18 protein-coding genes, 1 pseudogene and 1 riboswitch are annotated in these 20,121 nt (G+C 60.6%); of the genes and pseudogenes, 11 read left to right on the plus strand and 8 right to left on the minus strand.

All coding sequences use genetic code 11. The annotated features are described in order from the left end of the window. Positions 1-234: 234 nt before the first annotated feature. The 6 genes from O6W96_RS17525 to O6W96_RS17550 all read left to right on the plus strand — a co-directional run bounded on the left by O6W96_RS17525 (position 235) and on the right by O6W96_RS17550 (position 6,384). Positions 235-1,404: a YncE family protein gene (locus O6W96_RS17525; RefSeq protein ID WP_051583499.1), complete on the plus strand. Its 1,170-nt coding sequence runs from the start codon at positions 235-237 to the stop codon at positions 1,402-1,404. Beyond that, positions 1,376-2,434 carry a malate dehydrogenase gene (locus O6W96_RS17530; RefSeq protein ID WP_244647481.1) on the plus strand — a complete coding sequence of 353 codons (1,059 nt, stop codon included), beginning with the start codon at positions 1,376-1,378 and terminating at the stop codon, positions 2,432-2,434. The genes O6W96_RS17525 and O6W96_RS17530 overlap by 29 nt, the downstream gene beginning before the upstream one ends. Positions 2,435-2,522: 88 nt before the next feature. Further along, complete coding sequence (locus O6W96_RS17535) at positions 2,523-3,395, plus strand: LysR family transcriptional regulator (protein ID WP_192239386.1); 873 nt, start codon at positions 2,523-2,525, stop codon at positions 3,393-3,395. Then, a complete protein-coding gene (locus tag O6W96_RS17540; RefSeq protein ID WP_056056383.1) occupies positions 3,392-4,543 on the plus strand; it encodes a TDT family transporter in 1,152 nt (383 codons plus the stop codon). Before O6W96_RS17535 ends, O6W96_RS17540 begins: the two co-directional genes overlap by 4 nt. A gap of 106 nt (positions 4,544-4,649) precedes the next feature. Next, entirely contained in the window at positions 4,650-5,894 is a 1,245-nt protein-coding gene (locus tag O6W96_RS17545; protein ID WP_197983136.1) for a molybdopterin-dependent oxidoreductase, read from the plus strand. A gap of 13 nt (positions 5,895-5,907) precedes the next feature. Continuing rightward, positions 5,908-6,384, plus strand: coding sequence for a hypothetical protein (locus O6W96_RS17550; protein ID WP_031439129.1), 477 nt, complete (start codon positions 5,908-5,910; stop codon positions 6,382-6,384). Positions 6,385-6,393: 9 nt separating this feature from the next. Here O6W96_RS17550 and O6W96_RS17555 read toward each other — a convergent pair whose 3' ends face one another. The 5 genes and pseudogenes from O6W96_RS17555 to O6W96_RS17575 all read right to left on the minus strand — a co-directional run. Next, positions 6,394-7,758 carry a voltage-gated chloride channel family protein gene (locus O6W96_RS17555; protein WP_353470734.1) on the minus strand — a complete coding sequence of 455 codons (1,365 nt, stop codon included), beginning with the start codon at positions 7,756-7,758 and terminating at the stop codon, positions 6,394-6,396. A 23-nt stretch (positions 7,759-7,781) separates the two neighbouring features. After that, a riboswitch (Fluoride riboswitch) is annotated at positions 7,782-7,858 on the minus strand. A 241-nt stretch (positions 7,859-8,099) separates the two neighbouring features. Next, on the minus strand, positions 8,100-8,570 hold the full coding sequence (locus O6W96_RS17560; protein WP_353470735.1) for a YidH family protein: 471 nt from the start codon (positions 8,568-8,570) through the stop codon (positions 8,100-8,102). After that, positions 8,540-9,625 carry a sulfite oxidase gene (locus tag O6W96_RS17565; RefSeq protein WP_043150693.1) on the minus strand — a complete coding sequence of 362 codons (1,086 nt, stop codon included), beginning with the start codon at positions 9,623-9,625 and terminating at the stop codon, positions 8,540-8,542. Before O6W96_RS17565 ends, O6W96_RS17560 begins: the two co-directional genes overlap by 31 nt. A 664-nt stretch (positions 9,626-10,289) precedes the next feature. Continuing rightward, positions 10,290-11,432, minus strand: coding sequence for a TniQ family protein (locus tag O6W96_RS17570; protein ID WP_147079641.1), 1,143 nt, complete (start codon positions 11,430-11,432; stop codon positions 10,290-10,292). A gap of 125 nt (positions 11,433-11,557) precedes the next feature. Further along, positions 11,558-11,803, minus strand: a pseudogene (locus O6W96_RS17575) (ATP-binding protein); the annotation flags it as partial. A gap of 34 nt (positions 11,804-11,837) precedes the next feature. On the opposite strand from O6W96_RS17575, the gene O6W96_RS17580 reads away from it, so the two are divergent. Both O6W96_RS17580 and O6W96_RS17585 read left to right on the plus strand, forming a co-directional pair. Then, positions 11,838-13,418, plus strand: coding sequence for a recombinase family protein (locus O6W96_RS17580; protein WP_353470737.1), 1,581 nt, complete (start codon positions 11,838-11,840; stop codon positions 13,416-13,418). Positions 13,419-13,423: 5 nt separating this feature from the next. Further along, positions 13,424-13,789 carry a hypothetical protein gene (locus O6W96_RS17585; protein WP_353470738.1) on the plus strand — a complete coding sequence of 122 codons (366 nt, stop codon included), beginning with the start codon at positions 13,424-13,426 and terminating at the stop codon, positions 13,787-13,789. 285 nt (positions 13,790-14,074) lie between these two features. On the opposite strand, the gene O6W96_RS17590 is transcribed toward O6W96_RS17585, so the two are convergent. Beyond that, positions 14,075-14,473 (minus strand): VOC family protein, encoded by a 399-nt coding sequence (locus O6W96_RS17590; protein WP_248524374.1) that lies wholly within the window; start codon positions 14,471-14,473, stop codon positions 14,075-14,077. Between the two features lie 169 nt (positions 14,474-14,642). Then, complete coding sequence (locus O6W96_RS17595; RefSeq protein ID WP_353470739.1) at positions 14,643-14,897, minus strand: hypothetical protein; 255 nt, start codon at positions 14,895-14,897, stop codon at positions 14,643-14,645. A gap of 161 nt (positions 14,898-15,058) precedes the next feature. Here O6W96_RS17595 and O6W96_RS17600 point away from each other — a divergent pair, with 161 nt between their 5' ends. Then, complete coding sequence (locus O6W96_RS17600) at positions 15,059-15,271, plus strand: hypothetical protein (RefSeq protein WP_333927308.1); 213 nt, start codon at positions 15,059-15,061, stop codon at positions 15,269-15,271. Between the two features lie 49 nt (positions 15,272-15,320). Here O6W96_RS17600 and O6W96_RS17605 read toward each other — a convergent pair whose 3' ends face one another. After that, complete coding sequence (locus O6W96_RS17605; protein ID WP_333927309.1) at positions 15,321-15,620, minus strand: hypothetical protein; 300 nt, start codon at positions 15,618-15,620, stop codon at positions 15,321-15,323. A gap of 475 nt (positions 15,621-16,095) precedes the next feature. On the opposite strand from O6W96_RS17605, the gene O6W96_RS17610 reads away from it, so the two are divergent. Next, a complete protein-coding gene (locus O6W96_RS17610; protein WP_333927310.1) occupies positions 16,096-17,028 on the plus strand; it encodes an STM4504/CBY_0614 family protein in 933 nt (310 codons plus the stop codon). Positions 17,029-18,769: 1,741 nt separating this feature from the next. Continuing rightward, positions 18,770-19,339: a recombinase family protein gene (locus O6W96_RS17615; RefSeq protein WP_055879840.1), complete on the plus strand. Its 570-nt coding sequence runs from the start codon at positions 18,770-18,772 to the stop codon at positions 19,337-19,339. The last annotated feature ends 782 nt before the right edge of the window (positions 19,340-20,121 follow it).

The following is a 20,121-nucleotide window of genomic DNA, read 5'->3' on the forward strand; positions in this document are numbered from 1 at the left end:
CCGCGCGTCTCGATGAATGCCGAGCGTGACAGGATAGATGATTGCGGCGGGGCGGTCGGTCCAACGCATAACCACGGTCATTCCAATCATTTAACAGGAACGGTCGGCGATCTATAATCGCGTTTTCGTATTGAAATCATCGCGACCATGCGTTGGACGCGAGGGACATATCGGTCGATCTAGCGGCATCGGACCGGCACGATCACCCGCCGGGTCCGTGATAAGGATCAAACGATGAAAGCTGCGATCGTTCTGGTTGCCGCGATGTTGGCCTCCGTAGCGCCAGTCCCGGCGATCGCTCAGGCCTATTGGGCTGCACCTGCGGCGGACGACTTTCCCTACGATATCAAGGCGGTTCAGGCACCGTGGTCGAAGGCTGATATCGACCTCAGCCATCATGACCGGATCTATGTGTCTGACCCTACATCGACGAAGATCGTTGTCATCGATCCTGCAGCGGGCAACGAACTGGGACGGATCGACCTCGCCAAAAGCGCGATAGCTGAGCCCAGCTTTTCCAGCCCCAAAGTCCAGCACCTGGCTGCAACGCGTGACGGGCGGACCCTGGCGGTATCGGCATTAGCGCAGCACAGTGTGACGCTCGTAGATCTGGCCACGAACACGGAACGAGGCCGGACCGTGTTCCAGACGTCGCCTACCGCCGTCGCGTTTACGCCCAATGGGCACGAACTCTGGGTTTCGCTCGGCGATGAACATGCCATCGCGGTCGTGGATCCTAAGACAGCGCGGGAGATCACCCGCGTACCAGCAAGTGGCGGAGCGGGCGCGACCATCCTGTCGCCAAACGGACGCTATGCCTTTGTATCGCTTACTGAAAGGCCGTCCATCCTGGTTGTCGACGTCGAGCATCGGCGCGTCGTCGGACACGTTGCCAGCAACGGTGCAGGTGCGGGAGCAATCGCGGTCTCGCCAGATGGCAAACAGATCTGGGCAACACGCCGCGAGAGCGGCACGACCACGGTCTTTGCTGCCAAACCGCCGTTTGCGGTACGCGAAGTGATAAACACTGGTCCAGCAACGGGCGCGGTCAACTTCGCCCAGCGCGCAGACGATTCCTTTGCCTATGTCAGCGTTGGCGGCGATCAACCTGCAATCAAGGTCTATAGAACCGACAGCCTGGAGGCTGTGGCAACCGTCCCGCTACAAGCGGCTCCGAGTGCGGTTTGGCCGTCGGGCGATGGTACGAGGATCTATGCCAGCCTGGCCGGAACCAACAAGGTCGCTGGGATCGACACGCTGACGTACACCACCGTGTCGACGATCCCGATCAGTACGGATGCGCAGAGCCTGATCTACGTTCCTGGTGCCGTAAGATCAGGAAAAGGTCTCGCCAATCTGGTGCCATCCGGGCGCGATGCGGCGCTTGCCCTGGCGGCGCGTTGATCGGTCTCACACCGTCTGTAATCTCCCAACGAAAGCCCTTTCCAAAATGACCAAGCCCCCCGTCAGGATCGCGATCAGCGGTGCCGCAGGACAAATTTGCTATTCGCTGCTCTTCCGGGTCGCGCAGGGTGACGTGTTCGGACCGGACCAGCCCGTTATCCTTCAACTGCTCGACGTGCCGCAGGCGCTGGACGCAGTACGCGGCGTGGTCATGGAACTGGAGGATTGCGCGTTCCCGCTGCTGGCAGATGTGATCATTACTGATGATCCGATGGTGGCTTTCAAGGACATCGATGCGGCCATGCTGGTCGGGTCTCGTCCCCGCTCGAAGGGCATGGAGCGCCGTGATCTGCTCGCTGCCAACGCAGCGATCTTCAAGACGCAGGGCGCAGCGCTGGACGCAGTGGCCAAACGCGACGCCAAGATCCTGGTCGTCGGTAATCCCGCCAACACAAATGCCTGGATCATTGCGCAAAGCGCACCGGGTTTCCCTGCCGAAAACATCACGTCGATGATCCGCCTCGATCACAACCGCGCGCAGGGACAGCTTGCGGCCAAGGCGGGTGTCGGTGTCGATGCGATTACAAAGCTCGTCGTCTGGGGAAACCATTCGCCGACGATGTTTGCCGACTGGGGGAATGCCGAACTCGATGGCCAAAAGCTTGCCGACCGTATCGGAAACGAGGCCTGGTACCGCGAGACCCTGATCCCCACCGTTGCGCAGCGCGGAACCGCGATCATCGAAGCACGGGGTGCGTCCTCGGCCGCGTCGGCAGCAAATGCGGCGATCGACCATCTGCGCGATTGGGTGCACGGCGCAGGCGACAATTGGGTGTCGATGGGCGTGGTGTCAGATGGCTCCTACGGTATCCCGCAAGGGCTGGTGTGCGGCGTGCCGGTGCACTGCAAAAGCGGTGGGTATGCGCGTATCGAAGGACTGATCCTCGATCCATTCCAGCGAACGATGCTTGATCGCACGATTGCCGAACTGGTCGATGAACGTGAGGCGGTTATCGACATTCTGAAATGACCGATCGGTATATATGATTGGAATGACCGTAATCTTTGGTTGGTGCGATTGATCTCCTTTCCCTATCATTGGGGCAAGGAGATCGGGCATGACCCTGGAACAACTCAGGATTTTCGTCGGTGTCGCTGAGCGCGAGCACATGACGCGCGCGGCCGAAGCGCTCAATGTGACGCAGTCAGCCGCAAGCGCTGCCATCGCCGCGCTAGAAGCGCGGCACGGCGTGCCGCTGTTCCACCGGGTCGGCCGTGGGATCGAACTGTCCGAAGCGGGCCGTATGTTTCTGGTCGACGCACGCGCAGTGCTTGGCCGTGCCGCCAGCGCGGAACTTGCACTGGCCGAATATGCAGGACTGGAGCGCGGCACTCTGCGGCTAGTCGCAAGCCAGACGATCGCGGGCTATTGGCTGCCCCGCCAGCTGGCCGCGTTCCATGCGCGCTACCCCGCGATCTCAATCGAACTGGCGATCGACAACACCGAGGGGGCCGCGGCGCGCGTGCTCGACGGTGCGGTCGAGCTCGGCTTCGTCGAGGGTGTGATCGACGAGCCCGCGCTCGCGCATTGGACGGTCGCTAACGACCGCATGGTGCTGGTGAGTGACCGCGCTGCCGACACGATCGACGAGGACTGGATCCGGACCGCGCGCTGGATCGTCCGCGAGCAGGGATCGGGCACGCGCTCGTCGTTCGAGGAGGTGTTGCGCCAGCGCGGCGTCGATCCGTCGGACCTTACCATAGCGCTGACCCTGCCATCGAACGAGGCGGTCCGCAGCGCGGTCGAGGCCGGCGCGGGCGTCGCGGTGCTGTCGCAGCATGTCGTCGCACCTGCAATCGCGGCCGGCACGTTGCACGATCTGCCGCTCGGTCTGCCGCGGCGTCCATTCTACGCGCTGCGGCACAAGGAGCGCTATCGTACCCGGGCGGCCGACGCGCTGACCGATCTCATCAAGGAGACTGGCAAGTGACTGCCGATCTGAAACCCGTTCTCGATGGTCTGAAGCCGCTCAGCCGGCTTGATTCTCCGCGCGAGATGATCCGCCAGTTCACCCCCAACTGGTTCGCCGCTACGATGGGCACGGGCATCCTCGCGCTGGCCTTGCCGCAGGTGCCGGGCGTCGGCGCATCGCTGCACCCGGTCGGCGAGGCGTTGTGGTATTTCAACATCGCGCTCTTCACGCTGTTCGCCGGGCTCTACACCGCGCGCTGGACGATGTTCGGGCACGAGGCGCGTCGGATCTTCGGGCACAATACCGTGTCGATGTTCATCGGCACGATCCCGATGGGCCTCGCGACGATCATCAACGGGTTCCTGGCGTTCGGCCTGCCGCGGTTCGGCGCCGGCGTTATCCCGATCGCCGAGACATTGTGGTGGATCGACGTCGCGATGTCGCTCGCCTGCGGTGTAGCGATCCCCTACCTCATGTTTACCCGGCACGAACATTCGCTCGACGGCATGACCGCGGTGTGGCTCCTGCCAGTGGTCGCGGCCGAGGTCGCAGGCGCGAGCGGAGGCCTGCTCGCACCGCATCTGGCGGACGCGCACCACCAGTTCGTGGTGCTGGCGACCTCCTTTGTCCTCTGGGCGTATTCGGTGCCGGTCGCGTTCGGCATCCTCGCGATCCTCATCCTGCGGATGGCGCTGCACAAGCTGCCGCACGAGAGCATGGCCGCATCGAGTTGGCTCGCACTAGGCCCGATCGGCACCGGTGCGCTCGGGATGCTGGTGCTCGGCAGCGACGCGCCCGCGATCCTCGCCGCCAACGGCCTGGGGCAGATCGGCGCGGTAGCGCAGGGGATCGGCACGATCGCCGGGCTGCTGCTCTGGGGCTTCGGCCTGTGGTGGCTGGCGCTCGCGACGCTGATCACGATCCGCTACTGGCGCGCGGGCATTCCGTTCAACCTCGGGTGGTGGGGCTACACCTTCCCGCTCGGCGTCTACACGGTCGCCACCTTCAAGCTCGGCACGACGCTCCAGCTCGGCTTTTTCGGGATCGTCGGCACCGTCCTTACCATCGCGCTCGCAGCGATGTGGCTGCTGGTCGGCGCCAAGACGGTCACAGGCGGCTGGCGCGGAAACCTGTTCGTGTCGCCCTGCATCGCCCAAGCCAATTGATGGGCCGAACTGATCGTCCTGCCGGATCGAACCGGCGCATCCGATCGACCCGTACCGGGCAGACCGTCGGACGGATCGCGCATAAGAGCATGACATCGAAGGGAGAATGCTGGTGGACAGCCTGGATATGAAACTGGCGCAGGCGACGAACCGCCGTCGCTTTCTCGCAGAGGCTGCGATCGGCAGCGGCGCGTTGATCGCCGCACCCGCGCTGGCGCAGAGCATTGTCGATCTGCACCTGCCTGGCGGTCCGTCGGAACGACCGATGACCAGTGCGTTCCCTGGCAAGGGCAACATGATCCTCCAGCGTATCCACCCGCCTTTGCTGGAAACGCCGATGAGCGTGTTCAATGGCGACGTCTTCACGCCAAACGACCAGTTCTTCGTCCGCTGGCACTGGGCTGACATCCCCACCGCGATCGATGTCGAGGCGTTCCGGATCAAGGTGCACGGCGCGGTCACGCGGCCGCTGTCAATCTCGCTCGCGCAACTGCTGAAGTTGCCACGCGTCGAGCTGGCGGCGATCAATCAATGCTCGGGCAATTCGCGTGCGCTGTTCCAGCCGCCCGTTGCCGGTGCGCAGTGGCGTCACGGGGCCATGGGCAACGCCAAATGGCTCGGCGTGCGCCTGCGCGACGTGCTCGACATCGCCGGCGTGAAGCCGGGCGCGGTTGCAGTGCGGTTCGGTGCGCTCGACCAGCCGGTGGTCGCGGGTGGACCGGATTTCGCCAAGTCGCTGTCGATCGACCACGCACGCGACGGCGAAGTGATGCTCGCCTTCGGGATGAACGGCGAACAGATGCCGCTCCTCAACGGCTTCCCGGTCCGGCTGATCGTACCCGGCTGGTATTCGACCTATTGGGTCAAGATGCTGAACGACATCGAGGTGCTCGCCGCGCCCGACGACGGTTACTGGATGGCCAAGGCGTACAAAATCCCTGACACTCCAGGCGCGAACGTGCGGCCGGGCCAGAAGGATTTCCCGGCCGTTCCGATCAACAAGATGATCCCGCGCAGTTGGGTCACGAGCCTCGACGAAGGGCAGGCGATCGCGTTCGACCGGTCGATCCCGCTGGGCGGCATTGCGATGGGGGGCGATTGCGGCGTCGCCAAGGTCGATGTGTCGACCGACAACGGCAAGACCTGGTACAAGACGACGCTCGGCCCCGATCACGGCAAATACAGTTTCCGCCGCTGGGACGCGCAGGTGCCGCTCACGCATGCGGGCCCGACCAGGCTGATGTCGCGCTGCTGGAACACCGCCGGCATCGCGCAGCCGATGACGCCGATCTGGAACCCGGGCGGGTTCATGCGCGGCAACATTGAAACCACCAACATCGTCGTCGGCTGAGGAGCGCTCCCCCATGAAAACGCCTTCCATCGGCACGCTGTCGTTTGGGTTCGTCGGCGCGACCGTCGTTCTGCTACTTGCGATCGGTGCCCCGAACAGCCGCATAGCCCCGCCGCCTGCCGCCCCGGCCGCACCACCGCCGCCAAGCGTTTCGGCGCGCGGCTTCTCGCTGGCGTCCACCTCGGTCGATCTCCCGACCGACGAAGGGCAATATCCGGCTGGTCCGCATGCGGACGTCATCAACGCCAACTGCACCTCGTGTCATTCGGCGAGCATGGCGCTGAACCAGCCGCCACTCTCTTCCGACCAGTGGACCGCGGAGGTCACCAAGATGCGCGAGGTCTACAAGGCTCCCGTTGCACAGGCTGACGTGCCGGCGATCGTCGCTTATCTGACCGCCATGAGCGCAAAGCAGCCGGGTGCCGCGAAGGGCAAGGCGCAAGACCCCGATCCGAAGGCTGCGCCCGACGTATCGGGAGGATCAGGCTAAGCCATCAACTCACGACACGCGGTTCTGGGCGCGAAGTGCTGTGCGGCGTGTACGTGTCTCGCGCAGTGTTGCATTGGGCGCGAGGCCGTTCGCGGGCACCTTGGGTATCGCAACGCGCTGCGACAGGTAGATGCCGTTGTGGCCCGAGCAGAGATAGGCCACGAAACAGGCGACGGCGATCGGCACCGCATAGCCGGCGCCAAACAGTTCAATCCCCATGAAGGTGCAGGCGAGCGGGGTATTGGCGGCCCCGGCAAACACCGCGACAAAGCCGATCGCGGCGAACAGGCCCGTCGGCACGCCCAAGAAAGGCGCCAGCGCGTTACCGAGCGCTGCGCCGATGAAGAACAAAGGCGTGACTTCACCGCCTTTAAAACCCGCGCCGAGCGTGACGATGGTAAACAGCAGCTTGATCGCCCAACTCCACGGGTGCGTATCCGGTCCGAAGAAGCTGGCGATGGTAAGGCTCTCGGGTCTTGCTGCCAGGACACCCAGGCCCAGATAGTCGCGCGTGCCGAACAGGAAGACGAGCGCGATAACGACGACCCCGCCGATCACTGGACGTAGTGGACCATAGGGGACGATCCGCTTCAGCCATCCCCCGACCACGTGGTTGGCTTCGGCGAAGGCCAGACCGACCAGTCCGAATATGATCCCCGCAACACCTGCCTTCGTTACAAGCAGCGCATCGACCGGTATCAACGTACCGATCGGGTAGACACCGTGATGGATACCCCAGGCGAGGCACGTCCAATCGCCGACTAGCGCTGCAACGAGGCAAGGCACTAGCGCGGAATATTCAACGCGGCCGATCGCCAGCACTTCGAGCGCGAAGACCGCGCCTGCGATCGGCGTGCCGAAGACCGCGCCGAACCCGGCCGCGATACCCGTCATCAACAGGATGCGCGTGCCGCCCGCATCGAGGTGGAGCGCGCGGCCGAAACCGCTGGCAAGGCTTCCGCCCAATTGGACGGCGGTGCCTTCACGTCCGGCCGAGCCACCGAAAAGATGCGTCACCACTGTGCCGAAGAAGATGAGCGGTGCCATCCGCAGCGGCACCCCGCCGCCAGGCTCGTGGATCTGCTCGACGATCAGGTTGTTGCCGCCCTCCACCGAGCGCCCGGTGAGATGGTAGAGCAATCCGACCACGAACCCGCCCACCGGCAGCAGATAGAGCAGCCAGGGCGATGCGAACCGCAGTCGCGTAACGGTATCAAGACTCAACAGGAACGCCGCACATAGCGTCCCGACGAGTGCCGCCATGGGCAGCAAGATCAGCGCCCAGCGCAGGACAGAGATCGCATGGTCGTGACGATCGCGCATGAATGCCGCGACGTTCAGCGTGCCGACGAGATTGCGAAAGGTAGCGCGCACAATTCCTCCTTGCTGCCCGAAGGCGCCAAGTAGGAATCATCAGCTCTTATCAGAGCGGTTCGGCCAAATTGCCCGGCAGAAATCCATTGCCAAAGTCGATCTATGAGACGTTTGCCCCAACCGTCAATGGGCATGTTGGTCGGGCAAATGCTCGGACCGGCCGGTCGTTAGCGTCTATCTGAGCCCGTTATATGTACCGACTCCGGTTACGTTGCATGCGGGACCAATCGGTTTCGGCCCGCGCGTCGTTCTCGAGCTGCGTCGCAAGGAGCTATACCGCACGAAAGCCGCCGATGCGCTGCTGGAGCTGATCGGCTCGCAGCGCGGTTGGCGTCGCTGCGCTACGAGCGTGCCGTCCAGATGCCGACGAGCGTGGCCAGCGACACGAGCATGAGAAACCCGTTCATCACCACGAGCAACGCCGCGGGCAGGCGCTTTATGTCCGGTCGTGGCGGCGGGGCGCCGGCACCCATCTCTCGCCACACCGCGGCGACGAAGCAAAAGGCGCTGAACAGGATCAGCATCGTCCCGGTCGCCGTCGCCAGCCACGGGAACACGACGTCCTTGAGCAGCGCGCGCGCGCCGATCCCGGAAGCGAGCGCCGCCAGGCCGGTACGCACCCAGGCGGCATAGGTGCGTTCGCCGGCGAGGATTGTGCGGTCTGCAGCAAGCTCCGTGCGACGATCAGCGCTGTCCACCTGCTGGACTGCGCTGTCCTTTAGCGAGCTCGCGCTCTCCGCGAGCTTCGCATGGGCCCGATCGGCGTTGTGCGGCGCGTCCATCAGCCAGCGGTGACGGTGATGCGATGCCAAGCCGTCGAGAGATAGCCGGCGAAGTTCCAGATCGCTTCGGGCCGTTCGGGCTGCATCTGCCCGGCACCGTCGACGGCGCGCACGACCAGGACGTGGAGCCCGGGCGAGAGATCGACCGTGACGTGCCACTGCGTCCAGCTCCAGGGTGAATCCGGTTGGCTGGTCAGTTCCGCCTGCAGCCAGTCGGTGCCGTCATTGACGGAGACCTCGACGCGCGAGACCGCTCGGCCGAAGGCGACCGCATAGCCCGCGATTTCGCATGCGCCGGCGCCGATATGCGCGCCGTCCACGGGGGCGCAGATCGCAGCGTTGAGCGGCATCTCCTCGATCGTCAGGCCCCGGTCCCAATCCGCGTCCTCCTTCGCTACCGACGCCGGAAAGAGCTTGTAGTCCTTGGCCTGGATCGGCGCATCGGACGGGCGATCGCGCACCTCGATGCGCGTCAGCCACTTGGCGCTACGAACGCCCGCATAGCCCGGCACGACGAGCCGCAGCGGTGCGCCATGTTCGGGGGCCAGCACCTCGCCGTTCATGCCCCAGGCGATGAGCACGTCCGGCTCTAGCGCCTTGGCGATCGAGATCGAGGCACCGAACGGCGCCGTCTCACCATCGACATCCACGTCGTCGGCCCCCGTAGTGCCGACGAACGACGCGCCATCTTGGATGCCGGCCGCGGCGAGTACGTCGCACAGTGCGACGCCGGTCCAAGCCGCATTGCCGATCGCGCCCACGTCCCAGGGATCGCCCGAAGTCTTTTCCACGTCTTGAAGATGTGCCCGACGATTGCCGGCGCACTGCATGGTCGCGGTCACTGTCCGGGTCGCAAATGCCGTTTGAAGTTCGGCAACCGTGTAGGAGCGCGGGCGGTCGACTAAGCCGTCCAGCGCTATACGATGATCGTCGGCCAGTTCCGGCGTTGGTCCGTGACTGCGGATGTAGAAGTTCGCCTGCGGCGTCAGGAAGGACGTGATCAGTTTATCCGGGGGCGTTTCCGCATTGAGCGGCTCCGGACAGCGGAGGATCAGATTCTGTTCGGCGCGATCGGATGCGGTCATGCAAGCGGCCTACCATGATGAAATCAGTAGCGAAATCGATCGTTTTGCTGGGCGATGTCACCCAGACTCTTTCGATAGCCTATCCCTTTCTAGACGGCGGTGGAGCGATCACCATGCCGTCGCGCGAAAGGCGCCGAGCGCCAGACAGCCTTTCCCGTAGATCGTCGCGATGTGGCTGGACTTGCTACGACGGCTTTGTCCCAAAAGTCGTCGCTAGGTACTAGGGATGACGGAAAACCCTGTCGCCATCGCAGATGCGCGACAAACGGGTGTTTTACGTCGCCTAAGACAACCCCGCCGGCGCCTCCCCTCCCTATCGCAACTCAGTTCGTGCTTTCGAGGACACTTGAAACGCTTGGGCTACCGCAGCCACTGCCCTACGAAGCCGCAGGCCGGCGAAGCTTACCAGCGTACCTTTGGTGCTTGTACGTCCAGGGTGGGCCAATGAACATGTACTTTCAGGAGAAGGACCCTGGTTGCACAGCGCAAAAGCGAAGCGTCATTTAGGGTATACCCTGTCCGGCGTTTCAGACGTCAGCACTTGCGGTCCACACGCTTCTTAAAGCGAAGGCTTTGAGCCCATTGTCATGAGACACATTCTTTTAAAATGCTTTAAGAATACCAAACGGAGGCTTCAAATGACCCCTAAACGGGCACATTTAATCTATCCTTTATACATTCTGATATCGTTAGCTGAGAAACTTGAAACCCCTTTCGATTGCAAATAGATTTCGATCATCCATGCGCGCTCCATTTGCGAGTCGCGATGCCAGTATAAAATGTTCCCTAGTAGCGAAGCGTAAGAGGAATCTCGTTTCGCCCTGTCATAGCCACCATCTGCTAAAGTATTTTTCCATACTCGTGTTGCCAAGGCATCTTTTAGGTAGTGGGCTGCTTTTTTGACTTCCGCGGATCTAATTGGCCATTCTACCCCTAAAACCTCTTGGTATGATGTATTAATTAGGTGAGCTATTCCAACAGAAGCCACCTTCAACACTTCTCTCTGATCTATCCACTGTAATAGCTCAAACGATCCTCCCGTTAAACGCAGTATTCTGTCTCCATATTCGTGCCAAAGCTCAGCAATTAACTTTCGTTTTTCTTTATGGACATAACCCGGCGCGATTAGCTCTTCGACTAACGTTCTGAGCGTCCTGAACCATCGTGTAGGTGTAATGAATTGATCGGGTATTATCCCCTCGCGAAAAGCGTTGCCCGAAATACGATCTAACTCAACCATTTCGAGCGTCGGCTTGCCTGTAAAGGTTTGATTCCACAATACATACTGACCAGGTAAAAATACGCATTCCTGAAGGAAGCACTGATGCGTGGCACATGATAGTGAAACTGGAACCAGCCAGTCCAAACGCAGGGCGATAGTGCAATCCTCGCCTACGCATCGAGGACAGGCCCGAACTCGATCTCCAAAACCCCAAGGCCGCCACTTAAGGGAATTTCGTGTCAGTCTAGGCCGATCGTTCCAGCTTTTCAATAAAACTGTCTGACTTAGAACGTAATCCTCAAAACCTCCTGCATTATCGCCAAATGCATATGGAACAACGCCATCAAACGTCATCGAACGAACTTTATTAAACTCTACGCGACTTAATCTGCAGATATTCTGCAAAAGATTTAGATCGCTCGTAAAATTAATTTCGGACCAACTCCCGCTGTATCCGAAGTATTCTTGAACCAGCTGCTCGAAACTAACATCGTGCAAGTTCCCGATGCGAGTAAGCCACGATGAAAGCGCCTCACCCGACGCTGGCTCAACCCGTATGGGCCATGGCCTAGACGAATGGGGCAAAGAAGTGACTGATCTGCCCGGGCAACCTTCTCAGCGAGTTCAAGGGACGTGATATGAGCACCCGGGCATAATGTCTTTCTCTCGCTGCTAGTGCAAGGAAGCCCCGCCCTGTGCAGCAGCACTCAAGCTAGTGCAACGAGACCCAAGACGTTCACACCGCCCCCGGTGAGTGCTGCCATCGACGCGGAATGGTGTGGCGCTCTGAAGGGTCTTGTGCGGGTCAGGCGCCCGCCGGTCAGCGTACCAGCGACCGACTGGACCATAGATACTTCCAGCGCTTCGGCAGGGTCGAGCGGTGGCAGGATACCGGGAAGACAGGATGCCATCAGCGACTTCCCAGACCCAGGCGGACCCACCATCAACCTGTTATTGACTGGAGACCCCGTCATTAGATAGCGGAAGTTGATGGAAAAGTTGACACCCGATAGCGGCACCCGCGCCTATTCATACCTTCGCTTTAGTACGCCGGAGCAGTTGGAGGGCGATAGCCTACGTCGACAGACGGCGCTGGCCGAGAGCTATGCGAGCCGACACGGCCTTGTCCTGGACGACAGCCTGACCTTTCAGGACCTTGGGGTTTCCGCGTTCCGTAGCAGCAATGCGAATGTCGGGATGCTCGGAGAGTTTCTGGAGGCTGTCCGGGTTGGGCATGTCCCTAAAGGGAGTTTCCTCCTGGTTGAGAGCCTGGACCGGATCAGCCGCGACCACGCTTTCGATGCCCAGACCCTCCTCTCGAATATGATCCAAGGCGGAATAACGGTCGTCACGCTATTGGATGAGCGCGTCTATTCTCTGGAAGGCCTTCGGCGCGACCCGATGGGCATGATGTATTCCATCATGGGGTTCATGCGATCGAACGAAGAGAGCGCGGTGAAGTCGCGGCGACTGAAGGAGGCTTGGAGCCGGAAGGTCGATCAGATCAGAGAGAAACCCTTCACGAGCAGAGCGCCTGCCTGGGTCCGGCTCGACCGGGAAGCGGGCGTCTTCGTCCTCGACGACGATCGCGCGGAGTTGGTTCGCCGTATCTACAGGATGTCGCTGGAAGGCATCGGGCAGAACTTGATCGCGAAGACGTTCAACCTTGAAGGGATACCGACATGGGGCCGGAGCACCCATTGGCACGGCACCTACATACAGAAAATCCTCAGCAATCCCGCCGTCCTTGGGATCTTCACGCCCCATGTGGTGAGTCACGTTCAAGTCGGGTCCAAGTTGCTGAAGAAGCGGACGCCGCTGGACTCCGTTGACGGCTACTTCCCCGCCATCGTGTCCCCCGAGACCTTCGGGGCCGTAAAGGTCCTCACACAGACTCGCGGGGCCCCTGCGCGAGGGCGACACGCATACGCGCCAGTCTCCAATCTCCTCGCCGGCCTTACAGCGTGCCCAACGTGCGGCGCCACGATGTCGAAGGTCAATAAGGGCTCGCGGAGCAAGCCGTCCTTCGTCTGTTCGCGGGCGAAGGTGGGCGCCGGTTGTCAGTATAAATCCGTCCCCTACGAACTTGTGGAGCGTCGGCTCCTGGAAGCCCTCCCTGTCATCCTGCGGGACCGCGAGGGCGCCGCCGGGGCGCTATCGATTGAACGGGAGATTGGGGAGCTGGAGGACGGGATTTATGCGTGGCACGAGGAAATCGAGACTCTGACGGACAACCTCTCCCATGAGCGAAGCCCTACGCTGACGGCCCGGCTCGCTAAGAGGGAGCGAGAACTGGAGGAAGCAAAGGTGGACCTCCAGAAACTCCGGGACAAGAGAGACGCCGCATCCGGCCTAGTTGTTGGATCGAGGGCCGACCGCGTCCTAGCTGCCATTACTGTCGACCGCGAAGCGTTGGACCACGGGGAGGCGAACTTAGCGCTTCGGTCCGTCTTTAAGCGAGCGACGATCGACTGGCCGAACGGCGCTATCGAACTTGAATGGACGCACGGCGGGACCTGTCGGGTCCAATATTTGATGATGGATGACACGAACGACGGGGAACAGCGATGACCTAGATGACACGCATTGCGAACGACGACCTGGGCGTCCTGGAGCTGACCGCTGAGGTATTCGAAGGGGGCCTGGAGCTTCACTTGGGCGACGGGAATACGTTCGCGGACCACGCGGGGTGCGGCGTCGTCGTAATCGACGAAGTCGACCCTGAGTCCCAGGAGGGCCAGTCGGTCGTGCTGACATCGGCGGCCATGGAGACCTTGCGGGCCTTCGGCGGCGCTTCGGTCGACCTGAGGGAGGGAACTACCGGCCATTACATGGGATGCGGCATTTACGTCGTCGATCAGGTCCAGGCAGGCGGTTCGGGGGCCCAGCGGATCGTGTTGACACTGGAGGACCTGGAGACCCTGCCGGCCTGGATAGGCTAGGAGCGTCTGGGAGAGTCACTGACAGGCGTTAGGCGTCGCCATGTCCCAAGGGTAGCGGCGGGGCCCGCATGGGACTCAGTGAGTCTTCTAATCGGTTCTCATGCCAAAGCCCTTTTGGACGCCCCCCTGGTACACGCCAAACATTCGCGGGACGGCGAGGGACCGAACGGCCCTGCCGCACCCTGCCGCGCTGTCCGAACGTCCGATTAGGGCAGGAAAGCGGACATTCGCGAGATCGCGTGATCGGGGTCCGCTACAATCAGAAGCGGACCCGTGTCGGACAGATCAGGCAGGAAAATGAATTCCGCACAATTTGTTGCCGTCGGGGTCACGGAAATAGGCCAGCTCGATGGTGCCCATTGAAGCAGTTTCGCGCGGTCCGGGCGGAGCTTCGATCGATGTCCCGCCAGCGGCAACGGCGGCATCGTGAAGCTGCTTCACCTGTTCGGGCGAGTCGCATGAAAATGCGACGGTGCTGCCGTTGGCGACGCTTGCCGATTCGTCGTTGATCGGCTGGCTGACGATGAAGTTCGTTCCTTTGCCGTTATTGTATATCAGACGTGTATGGCCGCTGTCGGCGATGTTCCGCGTCCCTTCCCCTGCACCCAAGGTGCCGAGCACCGTGTCGTAGAAGCGCTTGGACCGTTCAATGTCATTCGATCCGACCATGGTGTGAAAAAGCACAGGCACTCTCCTGAAGACTGATCGACTTCCGATCGCTATTAGCAGTCTCACCTAGCCGGCGGGTGATCCGCAGTCACCCCGGCCCGTGGAGTGTCCGCTATTTGGGCGTTAGCGGAATGGCTGGAATGGGAAAGGAAGCGGACTGGCAGCTTTGGAGATCGAAGCCTCTTTAACGGACATGCCGCTTTGAGCGGATGGACACCATGCCGGCCGTAAAGCTGACGACGATCCAGATGAGGCATAGGGCTATAAGCGCCATTGCCCCCATGCCTTCCCAGTCGTTGACGCGGGCGAAAGCCTCGTACCTCACGTATAGAGCTAATACGGGGACAGAAACGACAAGCATCACCGCTAAAAAAGACCGCGATTGCCACAGTCGCGGCGCTACCCAGCCGAGCAATGCGGCGACCAGACAGATCAACATCAATATTTCCATTTTCACACTCTTATACGAGGCGCATTGTAGCGCCACGTTTATAGATGAATGAGCGGCTGCTTCAGAGCAATCTATAGTTGCTGGTAGGCGACCGGCAATTGGGCGAAGCCGGTCATTCGGTCGCCCCTTGGCTTTCTGCGGTGTACTACTTGACCAATACGGCCCTGGTAACGCGAGGAGGCCTGCGGTTACTGGTCGTCGTCCTCGGGATCGACCCCGGACGGATCGGCTTCGAAGGCTACTGCGGCTGCCTCCAGGTCTGCGGCGAGCTGGTCGAGGGCACGGGATGCTCCAAGGCGCTCCAGGCCATCCCTGCGGTCTCCCAGGTGCGACTGGTCGAGCCTAGCGCGGTCTGCCCGTAACTTGGCGATCTTGGCGCAAGCCCTCAGGGTCTCGACGTCCATCGTGGGATCAGTCGATGTTCATCGTGGGCGTCCAGGAGTGCGGTCGCCACGTTCCCGTCCCTCTCCCGTCCAGAGGGGCCGCCATGAGCGTAACGCCTGCCATTGACCCGAGATAATACCGGGTGCCCGGTTGATCGCTGAGGAGGACGAGAGCGCCTTCCACACGCGCATCCTCGACAGCCATCGGTGACGAAGTGCCGGGGAGGACGATGCGGACGTTCATGCCCAGGGCCAGCTCCTCTAGGATCGTGTCGACTAGGCAGTCCTGCCAAGCCCTCAGGGCCGGTTGGGGGCGTTCGGTATCCATGCCGGCATCCTATGCATTGCCGAGTCGGCGTGAAGTCGAAAAAAGAACCCCCAGCGTCCCGAAGGAGGCTGAGGGTATGTGAGGTTCACGGAAGAGCGCGTACGGGTCGTCGTTGAAGTCGATAGGGTAAGTCGACCGGGCAGCAGCGAGGAGCGCCTCGGACCTTGCGCCCTATCGTTCCAAGGGGTGACGGTGGAAACTTATAGGCTGTTGACTGGCCATAGGCCGACTGAGAGGGCAGGGAGAAGGCGCGGCCAGCCCTCATCTTCGCTCCTGGTTGCGATGCGACGGTGGACGAGGTGACTTAGAAGCGAACGTTTCTTGGTTAGTTTTGGCTAGGCCATCACCGCTTCAAGATCGGTGCTCGCCTGACGGAGCGAATTGTCAGCCATGCGGTGTAGCAGTCAAAGTTGTCGGACGATCTTGGACAAGGCCTCGCCCCCCGGCTAAGCCAACGAAAAATTGGGGGGGTAGAATGGCGATCTGGGACTTGTATTCGAAACGACAGGCGGACGCGGCCCGTTCGGGCGCTGACGACGTTTATCAATACACACAAGTTTCCAGCCCTTTGCGGGTGCAAATAACTCAGATTGCAATTCAGGCGATTGGAAAAGTTGCGCGATCGGGCGGCTCTTACGGCTTCCCCGACGTTGAGAACTCGCTCTGGACGGGCATCGAGAAGGTGTATTGTCGAGAAAAGGGCATTTATAAAATATCGACGGAAGAACACTCTGGGTCTCGCATCATTAGCTTTATGAGTAAGGCTAATATTACGGATTGGCTCGATCTACTTGAACTAATTTGCAAAGCGATCATGGTTGCCGGGCATCAGAACCAATATGGCCACCGCTCAGAGTGGGAAGTAGAGGGATCAGGTGCTGATGCTATCGACGAGATTAACTACCGCCTCCGGCAGGCTACTTTAGGATACCAGTATGAGAGCGGTAATTTACTGCGAATCGACAGCCAGTACATCCATGCCGAGGTGGTTAAACCTGCTCTAAGCCTTTTAAATGGGCCAGCATACGCAGGACCTCGTGAGGAATTTACGCAGGCACACAGTCACTACCGCAAAGGCGAGCATCGCCAAGCCGTCGCGATGGCGGCGAACTCTCTAGAAAGCACTTTAAAAGCGGTCTTTGAAATTAAGGGCTGGCCTTACACAAAAGGAGCCAGAATCAGCGATCTCATGAAGGTTGCACGGGCAAATAAGCTGTGGCCAGAATATCTTGACACATCATTTGACCAACTGGTCGCAACTATACAATCTGGGCTACCGAAAATCCGCGACAACGATGCCGCACATGGTCAGGGAGCGGCACCTAAAGTCGTACCGTCTTACGTTGCAGCCTACGCACTGCATCTAGCTGCCAGCAAGATAGTTTTTATAATTGAGGCTTCAAAGTAAACGCCGAGATCAATCTACGTTCGCTGCCAAACGGTTTTGAATCGAACAAATCGGCCCTATCGCAACCTCCTCCAATCCGCAATTTGCAAGAGCGACGTCGCCCTTGCTGCCGCGTAATCTCGAATTGCGAACCTGATGCCTGAGAGACGGCGCAGGCGATCGCTTACACAGGGTCGGATTGGCGCCGTGGGCGCGGGAGCGAAGCCGTCGATTTCGAACCCGATTGACCACGATTGCCACGGGCTCCCCCCGAGGGCGGCCAGGGGACCCGTGATCGAAATGCCCCACCGACCACGGCGTCCTGCGGTGCCCGGTCGGCGACGGTGCGGGCGAGCTGTGGCAGATCGTAGAACGAAGCGATCCGCCGTGTAGGGTATTGCAAAGGCCGCCCGCCCCCAGTTGAATGATCTGCCAATCAGCTAGGTCCGAGAGCAGATGTCAGCAGAGACTGATTCATATGAATGGATACGGCGTTCCGCACTCGGGTTCTGGAGTAAGGCGGACGGTGCGAGGTATCTAGCGTTTTGTATGTGGTCCATGCGATCCGGCGTCCCCATCGACCCGTCACCAATTGGCGGGGAGGTGGAAGGTGCCAAATCGGCCTTATTTTGGGGGTGGCTACGCGAAAGCAGTCTGGCGCTCGAACTCATCATAAAGGCGGCACTCGCGCAGAAACAAGATTACAGAGAAGGCCACGCTTCTGTTCCTAGTACGTATAACCTTCCCCAAATGTGGAAGATGGCTTAGCTACCCAAGACATCATTGCAGCAGGAAGACCACCTCCGGTCAGCGCATCAGGTTCTTCAATGGTCAGGGAGATACTCCGCGCCCCGTAGGGGCAGTGACGATCTACATGTCAATCGGGAACCTTTGCCGCGATCGAAGTGCGACGACAGACCAAGCGCCCCGCTATCCCTGAAGATGCAGTGGGAAAGTTTTGATACGCTTTATCAGATGGCACAAGAAGCCTATTTTAAAGAGATTAATGAACTCGCATATTAAGTCAGAAGAAGACGATCATTGGCTGAATAGGGTTCTTGCCTGCTCTCTACAGGGAAACTACGCTTCGGCCCCCTGAGCCTACGCCTTCCCCCGGTCCGTCATTGCAAACCAGCCACCCGCCTCGTCGTCCTCAGAGACCGGCAGGACCTTTTGCGACTGGCGGGCAAGAGAAGCACGTCGGCGCCTGAGAAATAATCGGTTCTATCCAGGGCGATCCTTAGGGGGCCGGCGGGTGTGCACAGGGTCGGACTGGCGCTGTGGCGGCGCGAGCGAAGCTGTCGATTTCGAACCCGATTGGCAATGATCGCAATGGGCTCCCCCGGCTGGGTGGGAGGGGACCCAAATGGGACCCTAAATGTCTGAAAAAGCGAGGGTTTTCGCCACGCCGTGATGCTGACCGGAAGCCTGTTAGCGCCGCCAAGCATAGGGACCTGGAGGGGACTGGCGGCCTTCGTGGAGGACATTGGCGCTTCGGTCCGGCCCGGTCGTGAACCGCCGGGGACATTGGGCCTGGAAGCCGCGGCCTGTGTGTCGATGATACTACATAACATGGGCTTGCAAGGGCCGGCGTGGGACCTGAACGACCGGGGAGACCCGCCGTGTCCTGCCGTCTCGCTGGAGTATACCGTGAGTGAACACACCGTGATGAACACTGTTCCTGTTCAATCAGGGTCATATTCATAGAGATTGAACACTCCGTGCAAGCGGTCTAGAACCTGACTGAACAGATGGGGGTCCAATGACATTTTTTGGTTACGCGCGCGTATCGACCTCCGAGCAGGATCTTGGGATACAGGAAACGGCGCTGCGGGCCGCTGGCTGCCAGACCATCCGATCGGAGAAGAAATCGGGCAGCGAGCGCGGCGCACGGACGGAATTGCAAGTCTTGCTCGACTTCCTTCGCAAAGGCGACACTCTGGTGGTGACCCGCATTGACCGGCTCGCTCGGTCGATGAAAGATCTGCAGGATATTGTGTATGAGCTGAAGGGCAGGGGGATCGCTCTTAAGGCGACCGAGCAACCGATCGATACAAGCACGGCAGCGGGAAAAGCGTTTCTTGATATGCTCGGCGTATTTGCAGAGTTCGAGACGAACCTCCGACGCGAACGGCAACTCGAAGGTATCGAGGCAGCGAAGGCACGGGGCGTCTACAAAGGCGGCAAGCCGCGTATTGATCCCGACGCGGTGCGTAAGTTGATCGCCGACGGTATGAAGCCCGCACACGTCGCTCGCCAACTCGGCATCTCTCGAGGCACCGTCTACAAGTTCGTCCCCAGGGTGGATACGGTAGCAGCTTCCGAGACGTAGGACCGCATATCCGCCTTTGGTGGAAACCGGACTGGCCGGTTTCGGTCGGTGACTCGCGGTAAGCGGCAGTTCGTTCAGGCGTCGATGCTCGCTCAAAGATCTCGACTTCGCGCTCGTCGCACCCCACCGTCCGAATTGTTCGCCGAGGCTTGGGGAGCCTGAAATGCCGTTTTTGACGATCCTAGGAACAGCCATAGTCACGGCCGCCGCCGCTCAAGGCGCTTTATGGTGGAAGGAGCGTTGGAGCGCCGGCACGGATTGTCCAGCTAATCGATCAAGGCCTTGCTGCGCTGTCGTTTGCTGACAGGATCCGCAAATCCAGTCGCCTGAAGCCGGCACCCAACCCGGAACCCGAATACACGGTTGAGCGCCATCTGACCGAAAGAAAGGCCGATCGTGCGGAAAAGCAAAAGCGCTACCTAGCGTCCCAGCAGTCATCGCACGAGGCGCTCATAGTATCCGGCTCAGCCGCCAATGGCGAAGTGCGGGTGCTCGATTGACACGTCTCGGCCCGTTTCCATGCCTAGTCTGCCTGCAATCTCTCGCCGTGGGGATGCGGCTCTGGGCCCGTGTCGGTCCGCGAGTGGTGTATGATATGGACCTGTCGAGGATTTAGCGGCCGATGCGTCTTTACAAATATATGAGTCTCGCCAGCCTGAGGGCGGTACTCGAGCACAACACGATCGGCTTTTCCCTGCCGGAGGACCTTAACGATCCGTTTGACTTTCCAACTGCGCCCGACGTGCTGGAAAATGGATTTTTCGCGCAACTCCATCCGATGG

This window comes from Sphingomonas faeni (genome assembly GCF_040407495.1).
Classification (GTDB): domain Bacteria; phylum Pseudomonadota; class Alphaproteobacteria; order Sphingomonadales; family Sphingomonadaceae; genus Sphingomonas; species Sphingomonas faeni_D.

What these genes read in the sequence shown, in the direction of transcription:
- O6W96_RS17545 (WP_197983136.1), top strand. Translation starts at nt 4,650, where the DNA reads ATGCTGGTGGACAGCCTGGATATGAAACTGGCGCAGGCGACGAACCGC.
- O6W96_RS17525 (WP_051583499.1), top strand. Translation starts at nt 235, where the DNA reads ATGAAAGCTGCGATCGTTCTGGTTGCCGCGATGTTGGCCTCCGTAGCG.
- O6W96_RS17605 (WP_333927309.1), bottom strand. Translation starts at nt 15,620, where the DNA reads ATGGATACCGAACGCCCCCAACCGGCCCTGAGGGCTTGGCAGGACTGC.
- O6W96_RS17530 (WP_244647481.1), top strand. Translation starts at nt 1,376, where the DNA reads ATGCGGCGCTTGCCCTGGCGGCGCGTTGATCGGTCTCACACCGTCTGT.
- O6W96_RS17535 (WP_192239386.1), top strand. Translation starts at nt 2,523, where the DNA reads ATGACCCTGGAACAACTCAGGATTTTCGTCGGTGTCGCTGAGCGCGAG.
- O6W96_RS17585 (WP_353470738.1), top strand. Translation starts at nt 13,424, where the DNA reads ATGACACGCATTGCGAACGACGACCTGGGCGTCCTGGAGCTGACCGCT.
- O6W96_RS17565 (WP_043150693.1), bottom strand. Translation starts at nt 9,625, where the DNA reads ATGACCGCATCCGATCGCGCCGAACAGAATCTGATCCTCCGCTGTCCG.
- O6W96_RS17550 (WP_031439129.1), top strand. Translation starts at nt 5,908, where the DNA reads ATGAAAACGCCTTCCATCGGCACGCTGTCGTTTGGGTTCGTCGGCGCG.
- O6W96_RS17615 (WP_055879840.1), top strand. Translation starts at nt 18,770, where the DNA reads ATGACATTTTTTGGTTACGCGCGCGTATCGACCTCCGAGCAGGATCTT.
- O6W96_RS17595 (WP_353470739.1), bottom strand. Translation starts at nt 14,897, where the DNA reads ATGTTGATCTGTCTGGTCGCCGCATTGCTCGGCTGGGTAGCGCCGCGA.
- O6W96_RS17610 (WP_333927310.1), top strand. Translation starts at nt 16,096, where the DNA reads ATGGCGATCTGGGACTTGTATTCGAAACGACAGGCGGACGCGGCCCGT.
- O6W96_RS17580 (WP_353470737.1), top strand. Translation starts at nt 11,838, where the DNA reads ATGGAAAAGTTGACACCCGATAGCGGCACCCGCGCCTATTCATACCTT.